The sequence below is a fragment of the Acetobacterium malicum subsp. dehalogenans DSM 11527 genome (assembly GCF_000472665.1).
GTDB classification, from domain to species: domain Bacteria; phylum Bacillota; class Clostridia; order Eubacteriales; family Eubacteriaceae; genus Acetobacterium; species Acetobacterium malicum.
Map to the genome: position 1 here is coordinate 71,418 of NZ_AXAC01000026.1, position 6,000 is coordinate 77,417.

7 protein-coding genes are annotated in these 6,000 nt (G+C 44.4%); 4 read left to right on the forward strand and 3 right to left on the reverse strand.

The window, feature by feature from the left end:
- Nucleotides 1–31 precede the first annotated feature (31 nt).
- The gene (locus A3KS_RS0111205; protein ID WP_026394998.1) at nucleotides 32–682 is read right to left on the reverse strand and encodes a DUF3786 domain-containing protein; all 651 of its coding nucleotides are present in this window, start codon (nucleotides 680–682) and stop codon (nucleotides 32–34) included.
- Between the two features lie 183 nt (nucleotides 683–865).
- On the opposite strand from A3KS_RS0111205, the gene A3KS_RS0111210 reads away from it, so the two are divergent.
- From A3KS_RS0111210 to A3KS_RS0111220, 3 genes are all read left to right on the forward strand, one after another.
- The gene (locus A3KS_RS0111210) at nucleotides 866–1,771 is read left to right on the forward strand and encodes a patatin-like phospholipase family protein (protein WP_026394999.1); all 906 of its coding nucleotides are present in this window, start codon (nucleotides 866–868) and stop codon (nucleotides 1,769–1,771) included.
- 139 nt (nucleotides 1,772–1,910) lie between these two features.
- Nucleotides 1,911–3,545, forward strand: coding sequence for a sensor domain-containing diguanylate cyclase (locus A3KS_RS0111215; RefSeq protein WP_026395000.1), 1,635 nt, complete (start codon nucleotides 1,911–1,913; stop codon nucleotides 3,543–3,545).
- A 182-nt stretch (nucleotides 3,546–3,727) separates the two neighbouring features.
- Nucleotides 3,728–3,910: a hypothetical protein gene (locus A3KS_RS0111220; RefSeq protein ID WP_026395001.1), complete on the forward strand. Its 183-nt coding sequence runs from the start codon at nucleotides 3,728–3,730 to the stop codon at nucleotides 3,908–3,910.
- A 147-nt stretch (nucleotides 3,911–4,057) separates the two neighbouring features.
- On the opposite strand, the gene A3KS_RS0111225 is transcribed toward A3KS_RS0111220, so the two are convergent.
- The gene (locus A3KS_RS0111225; protein WP_026395002.1) at nucleotides 4,058–4,612 is read right to left on the reverse strand and encodes a hemerythrin domain-containing protein; all 555 of its coding nucleotides are present in this window, start codon (nucleotides 4,610–4,612) and stop codon (nucleotides 4,058–4,060) included.
- Complete coding sequence (locus A3KS_RS20970; protein WP_051355822.1) at nucleotides 4,609–5,214, reverse strand: hypothetical protein; 606 nt, start codon at nucleotides 5,212–5,214, stop codon at nucleotides 4,609–4,611. Before A3KS_RS20970 ends, A3KS_RS0111225 begins: the two co-directional genes overlap by 4 nt.
- Before the next feature lie 185 nt (nucleotides 5,215–5,399).
- Here A3KS_RS20970 and A3KS_RS0111235 point away from each other — a divergent pair, with 185 nt between their 5' ends.
- Entirely contained in the window at nucleotides 5,400–5,603 is a 204-nt protein-coding gene (locus tag A3KS_RS0111235; RefSeq protein WP_026395003.1) for a DUF1858 domain-containing protein, read from the forward strand.
- Nucleotides 5,604–6,000: the final 397 nt, after the last annotated feature.

A 6,000-nucleotide genomic window follows, 5' to 3' on the forward strand; every position in this document is an offset into this window, starting at 1 on the left:
ACCATTTCGGGAGGGACGGCTTTGCCTTTTTCTACATTTTATAAAGTGGGCCTTTAATGTCGATTTCGGCGGCTGCAGCCAGCCGCTCGATGCCTTCGATGGCAATACTGACGGTACTTTCGACGTGGATAAAATCAATGGCACTTTCGTCGTAGAGAATATTAGCCTGGGCAGGGAATTCATCATCGCCATCCCAGAAAAGAAATTTGATCGGCATACAGTCAAAGGCGTTGACGAGGCCGCCGGCATCGGAATGGGACAGGTTGGTACCGCCCAATGTTTGATAGGCCTGGGATAATTTTTCGGTCTGACCGGAAAAGGTCTGGGCCAGGGGAGCAAGAACATGATTCTCAAAGGCCATGGTAAAAGGGGAGGCACCACGCAGTTCCCGGAAAGGCACCCATTTGTCTTTGAAACTGGCCTGGGGTGAGGAGAACCAGAGAAAGGTATAAATATTCAATTGGCTGATGACCTCGGCCGGCTGAAAATCTTCATAAGTGACAATGTTACCGGTTTCGGTATCAATCCCAAATTTACGGTCAAAAAGCTTTAAGGTCAGATAGTTTTGTTCCTGCTTGATTTCAGGTAGTTTCTCCAGCAATTGTGGCTTATCCATGTCCAGAAATTTCAGATGCCAGGCCTCACACGCTTTTAAGTAATTATTGGTTGTATCATTCAACATAAGATGGCTCCTTTAAAATTTAAGTCGGGTCCTCAGATTTAGTTGGCTCGGTAGAGATACCCGTTTCAGTTTAACAGGCTGGGGGGATTAACTCAACCAAATTTTGCTACTAAGATTGAAAAACCCTGGTTTTTCAGTTAAACTTAACAGAGGCAACGAATCAACTCAGAAACAGGAGAATAAATGGAATTAAAAAAGAAAAGCAACACTAAAATACAAAGTAATATCAAAGATACCGCTCTGATCTTCGAAGGTGGGGGCATGCGCGCCAGCTATACCGCCGGCTTCTTAAATAATCTCTTGGAAAACCAGCTTTACTTTGATTATGTCGCTGGCATCTCGGCTGGCTCCAGTCATACGGTCAACTATTTATCCCGGGATTCCGAAAGGGCCCGCCGTTCGTTTGTGGAAATCGCTCAGGATCCAAATTTTGGCGGATGGAAGTCTTTTCTAAAAGGCGAAGGGTTTTTCAGATCCCAGTATCTTTACGAAGAAACATCCCTGCCCGGGGGCGTCCTGCCTCTGGACTTTGAAACTTTTATGGACAATCCTGCCCAATTACGGATTGGTATGTTTGAACGGCGTCTGGGAAAGGTCGTTTATTACTCCAAGGATGACATTCATGAGATGGGGGACTTGATGAAGATCGTCCGGGCCTCATCCTCGCTGCCAGTATTTATGCCCCCCACCCATTATGACGGCCAGTCCTTTGTTGATGGCGGTTTGGGTGGCGGTATTGCTCTGGATATTGCCAGACAAGACGGGTACCGGAAATTTTTCGTGGTGTTGACCCGGGAAAAAGGCTATCGAAAATCGCCGGTTCGATTTAAACAATCAATAAAAGCCTATTATCGGAAATATCCCAAAGTAGCTCAGGCAATGTTGCACCGCCATGTGATTTACAACAAGACCCTCGATGAACTGGAAACTTTGGAGCAACAGGGCCAGGCCTTTCTGGTTTACCCTGAGACGATGCCGGTGTCCAATCGCGAGGTTGGTTTTGAAAAGCTATCCCAAAGCTATCAATTAGGTTATGCTCAGGGAAAGCGAGATGTCCCCCAATGGAAGCGTTTTCTAGGAATGCCTTAATAAAACCTCAACGGGATCTGATTAAAATGAGGAGCCGCGCTATTTATCTCTAAAAGCACCCTGGCGGACTTGTTTTAGGGATTTGATTAAGGTACAATAAATCAAGTCCATTTTTGATTAAACAAAAGGAGTTCGTATCTTGATCGATAAAACCATCAACAAAGAAACAAAAAAAACTATTTTCTATACATTAGGAATGTTCTTCATTCTCAGTCTGGCTTTTTTTGTGATTACCCTGGTGATCCAGATAAATGTTGACATGGCCGAGAAAAACGAAATCATGACCCAGGAAAAACAATTGGTGGATGTCGAAAAAACCATCATCACCAATAAGGTCAATCGCCTGGCGACGGATCTCTTATATGTCACCGATGCGCTGGAACTGGGCGATAACAGCCGGAGCGATTATGCCTCGGTTGAGGCTCACTGGCTGGCTTTTTCAAATCGAAAAATGATCTACGATCAGATCCGTTTTATCGATGTGGATGGCAACGAAGTAATCCGGGTTAATTATACGGATACCGGTGCCATCCTCGCAGATAGTGACGACCTCCAAAACAAGGCGGATCGCTATTATTTTACTGAGGCGATTGGTCTGGAAAAGGATCAGATCTATTTTTCCAAGCTGGATTTAAATATGGAAAACGATCAGATTGAGCAGCCCATCAAACCGATGATCCGTCTGGCAACCCCCTATTTTGGACCGAGAGGCCAGTTGGAGGGAATCGTGGTGCTGAATTATTCCGCTGCAGATATGCTGAGCCAGGTGGAAAAGATTGCCTCAACCAGTCGGGGCCAGATTTTTATGCTCAATGCCGATGGTTATTGGCTATACAACAGCGCGGACACCAGCAAAGCCTGGTCGTTTATGGATGAAAAGCGACTGAATGAAAGTTTCAAAAATGATTTTCCGGATATCTGGCAGACTATTCAGACTGAAAAAAGCGGCGCTCTGATTTCTGATAGCGGGGTGTTTAATTATACAAATATTCTGACGGTTGACGAATTGGAACTAAACAGTGACCATTCGCTGGTTCTGGGACTGGGGGACTGGACCATTGTTTCTTATATTCCGAGGAATACGGCAGAGGGTAAGCTGTTGACAGCTAGCCTGTTTGATACGATCCTGTTGGTTTTAAAAGATAATCTTTTTGCCTATTTCCTGATTTTCGCACTGGCCGTATTCTTAGGAGCGCTACTGACGATCAATAAATTAAAAAATGACGAAATTAAGTATTTTTCAGAATACGATGCCATGACCGGGATCTATAACCGTCGGACTGGCTTTGAAAAACTGGCCCAGTTATACAAAAGTACCGCGAAGAATAAAAGTGAAATATCGGTTTGTTTTATCGATATCAATGGTCTCAAGGACGTCAATGATTATTTGGGCCACGATGTTGGAGATGAGCTGATCCTAACCATCACCACGGGGATTAAGAACAACATTAGGGAAAATGACTTTGTCGCCAGATTGGGTGGCGACGAGTTTCTGATTATCTTTGAAGGTCTCGATGAAGACGGAGCCGAGGTGGTTTGGCAGCGGATTGTACAAGATTTCGAGCAGATCAATGACACTGAAAACCGACGCTATCTCATCAGTGCCAGCCATGGGATCGAAACCTTCAGTGGCGTTTCCAATGAATATATTGATACGATCATCAACCAGGCCGATGAAAAGATGTATCGGGAGAAAAAAATCATCAAAAAGGATTTGAAAATTATTCGGGACTTTAAACCAGGTGACGAAACGGGGTCTTTACCGCAGGCTTAAAGTGACTGGTATCAGTAATCTCTGATTAAATGAGGTGCTGGTACTGAGTTCGGTTATAATATTTGAAAGAAATCTTAAGAAATTGAACTGGTAAAGGTTTGCAAAGAAATTACTTCTATTTAACAAATAATTCCTGTGTTATACTGAGTGAAAACTTTGAATAAATACAGGAGGGTAAAAAAATGGGTAAAGTGAGTATAATAACAAGCGGCAATGCACGTGACTTCCACCGAAAGCTCAGTGAAGCGTTTGAAAGAGGCGGTAAACTGGTTGGTGGGATTAAGTCGATACCAAAAGGTGATGAATCCCGCATGGATTGCGAATACGACTATGTTACCTTTGTAACTTATGAACAGGCCAGCTGAGTAATTTTTATTAATCATAAATAAATCGCGTCATCGCACAAAAAGTCCCCAGATCAATGCTGGGGACTTTTTGTGCGATGAACCCGCTAAGCCAGCGACGATGATAAAGCCGGGTTGCCCCGGCACTATCATCGTCGGATTCTGGTCTTATTGGTATTTAGACTCCAGTTCTTCCAGCAGCTTGAGATAGTAAGCCGGAATCCCCTGGTGCTCGGCTTCCGCTTCAAAGACTGCGGTTTGGGTGTTGATCTGAGACAGTATTTCCGGGGTCAGTTGCTTTTCGGCAAAAGGATAGACCACGGTGTCTTCTTTAGCAATGTGACGGGCGAGATGGTTAGCGTAGCCGATCGCATTGGCGATCACATCGAGGCGGCTTTCATCATCGCCGGCCTGTACCCGGACTAAGGCGGCTTTTAATTCGGCGATAAACAATCGGCCCCAGTCGTGCTCCACCAGCATCCCGTGAGAAATCAGATTGGTTCCCATTTTGCCCAGGTGATCGACCATTTCTTTGAAAAGGAATTTTTCTTCTTTGCCGTGATGATGGACGTCGGCATAATTGGCGATAAAATCAATCATCTTGTCAAAGTCATCGTAGTCGATAGGGTCACCCTGCATCACCTGAACGCAGGCTTTCCGGACGACACCGAGCATCCGGATAATATTTGTATGCTCATGGATCATTAATTCAATACTGTTCATTGGTTTTTCCTCCTAATCACATTGGTCACTTCATCAGTTTTTTCATAGACTAAGCCGGTGTTTTCCAGAAAACCCTGGATCAGCGCTTCCCGCAACGCATAATAGACAGCAATGTCGCCACCGACTTCACTCCAGTAGTTGTTATGAACACAGGTGTTGCGCTTCCAGATAACCTCTTCATCACTTTCTGTGATCAGGACATTAGCATGATCGCAGGGCATACCGTCCAGTAAACTGTCACTCAGAAGTTTGTAGGCAGCTGCCGCGGTCATATTGACCTGAGATAGGGATCGGCCTTTGGTTCTAAAAATCGCTTCGATCTGTTTTAAGGTGTCGGGGTCTTTTTTAAGTAATGCCGTAATACTGTCGGCCAGTTTGTATTCTGACCGGGTCACATTGATCTGAAGCCATCCATGAATGTTACCCTCATCGATAACTGATTCTAATGGTCTGGTTTCTGAAATCCCATAGCGTTGGTCCAGCTCGGCCTGACGTTGTGAAGCCGACTCGCCATTTAAAGCAACGATATCCGCCACAATTTGCTGTTGTATCTGAATTTTGTTATATACCCAAAAATGAATTGGTCCTAAAAATTTACTCATATTTGTCCTCCTGAGATACGGGCTATTTTTCTAGCTGCCGTTGATTTTATTTGATGAATTTATTATAACCGCTTCTGGGTAAATAATTGTAGCTGTGGCTACAAATTAACAGAATTTTTGTGGTATACTAAGCTCAAGTTAAAAATAAATTATTGTCTTTACAATAAATCTTAGGAGGTTTTACCATGCAAAAAGTAAGCAAAGATATGAAAATTGGTGAGTTGTTAAGAATCGACGGCGGTTTTGCGCCGATCTTATTAGAAATCGGAATGCATTGTCTGGGTTGTCCATCTTCACAAATGGAAACCATCGAAGAAGCCTGCCAGGTGCATAGCACCAGCGCTGATGCTTTGGTTGAAAAACTCAATGCCCACCTGGCTTCACTGTAAGCCGGGAAGAAGGTTGACAAAAACTATACCGTACCGACCAATAGTTAATCGGTTGGCCGCTCCGATGCGTAGAGTCTGACCCTTTAGTCACAACATGATGCAACAATGGTTGGCACTGGGTTAGTAGTTCTATTACAGTTTTGAGCGCCCGCTTAGCAGGCGCTTTTTTGGTTTGCGAGGCATGTTGCCGAGCTAATGGTCTGAAAGAAGACCTGTCACCTGGCTAATTGGGAAGACAAGCTGTAAGCAAGGGCGTTTCCGGCGACGGAAGGGTCTGAAGGAAGCTGATGGCGGTTGTTGGAACGGAACGCAAGTGAACCAGTGATGGTATATATGAAGGATAACCTTTCCAAAAGTGGGGACGTCCGAAAATTAGCTGAGTCATATATATTGAGAT

Coding starts and splice junctions, on each gene's coding strand:
- A3KS_RS0111225 (WP_026395002.1), bottom strand. CDS start 4,612: ATGAACAGTATTGAATTAATGATCCATGAGCATACAAATATTATCCGG.
- A3KS_RS0111235 (WP_026395003.1), top strand. CDS start 5,400: ATGCAAAAAGTAAGCAAAGATATGAAAATTGGTGAGTTGTTAAGAATC.
- A3KS_RS20970 (WP_051355822.1), bottom strand. CDS start 5,214: ATGAGTAAATTTTTAGGACCAATTCATTTTTGGGTATATAACAAAATT.
- A3KS_RS0111220 (WP_026395001.1), top strand. CDS start 3,728: ATGGGTAAAGTGAGTATAATAACAAGCGGCAATGCACGTGACTTCCAC.
- A3KS_RS0111205 (WP_026394998.1), bottom strand. CDS start 682: ATGTTGAATGATACAACCAATAATTACTTAAAAGCGTGTGAGGCCTGG.
- A3KS_RS0111210 (WP_026394999.1), top strand. CDS start 866: ATGGAATTAAAAAAGAAAAGCAACACTAAAATACAAAGTAATATCAAA.